This is a genomic window from Bradyrhizobium sp. PRIMUS42, assembly GCF_023006515.1.
Taxonomy (GTDB): Bacteria; Pseudomonadota; Alphaproteobacteria; order Rhizobiales; family Xanthobacteraceae; genus Bradyrhizobium.
The window spans coordinates 1-1,153 of sequence record NZ_JALBGZ010001207.1; the positions used below are offsets into that span (position 1 = coordinate 1).

The 1,153-nt window shown below is 65.3% G+C and carries 2 protein-coding genes; one reads left to right on the forward strand and one right to left on the reverse strand.

The window, feature by feature from the left end; genetic code table 11:
- On the reverse strand, positions 1–691 hold a 691-nt coding region (locus MOV75_RS39065), incomplete at its 3' end, for a tRNA-dihydrouridine synthase (protein WP_246932210.1).
- A 281-nt stretch (positions 692–972) separates the two neighbouring features.
- On the opposite strand from MOV75_RS39065, the gene MOV75_RS39070 reads away from it, so the two are divergent.
- A partial coding sequence (locus MOV75_RS39070; protein WP_247008176.1) for a 2-C-methyl-D-erythritol 4-phosphate cytidylyltransferase occupies positions 973–1,153 on the forward strand: 181 nt, incomplete at its 3' end.

Genomic DNA, 1,153 nt, shown 5'->3' on the forward strand with positions numbered 1-1,153 from the left:
AGGGCTGGCCCTGCGCGCCGCGGCCGATCATCACGGCATCGGCGCCGGAGGCCTCGAGGGCGGCGAGCGCCTTCTCGTAGGAGGTGATGTCCCCGTTGACGACGAGCGGAATGGCGATGGCCTCGCGCACGGCGCGGATCGCATCCCAATCGGCCTCACCCTTGTAGAACTGGCTGCGGGTGCGGCCATGCACCGTGACGAGCTTGATTCCGGAGGCTTCCGCGCGCTTCGCCAGCTCCGGCGCGTTGCGCGTGCGATCGTCCCAGCCGAGCCGCATCTTCAGCGTCACCGGAACCTTCACCGCCGCGATGGTCGCATCGATCAGGCTGACGGCATGGTCGAGGTCACGCATCAAGGCCGAGCCGGACTGGCCGCCGGTGACGTGGCGGGCCGGGCAGCCCATATTGATGTCGATGATATCGGCGCCTTCGGCTTCGGCGATCCGGGCGCCCTCTGCCATCCAATGCGTCTCGCAGCCGGCGAGCTGGACCACGTGCGGGCCGATCCCGGTGGCTTCGCAACGCAACCGGGACATCCGGTGGCCGTTGGCGAGCTCGTCGCTGGCGGTCATTTCGGACACGACGAGACCGGCCCCAAGCTCGGCGGCCAGCTTGCGGACGGGCGAGTCCGTCACCCCCGACATCGGCGCCAGGAAGACCGGAACGGCGACACCAATATCGCCTATTTTCAACGGCTTAGAGCCGGATACTGCCGAACCGGTCACAGGGGTCTCGTCGACTGGGCAGCGCCTCATCGCGCGTGCCATGACCTATCTTGCGCACAATTCTTGTGCAGTCAAGCGTCATGCCTACAGTTTAGACAATTCTGCAAATCTTTCAAGTGCAGTGCAGCAAAATGCTGTTTCCAACAATCCGGGGAAACCCCCTTTTTTTGCGGGCCTGCCGTGCTAGAGGCATTCGGCAATCACCCCACTCCCCGACTCTTCCATCACCAACTGAGTATTCGACTCCTATGGCGAAATCACAGCGCACCGCGGTCGTCCTCGTCGCAGCCGGGCGCGGGCTGCGAGCAGGCGCCGGCGGACCGAAGCAATATCGCGAGATCGGCGGCGTGCCCGTGATCTACCGCGCCATGGAAGCCTTCAGCCGCCACGCCGACGTGTTTGCGGTGCAGCCGGTGGTGAACCCCGACG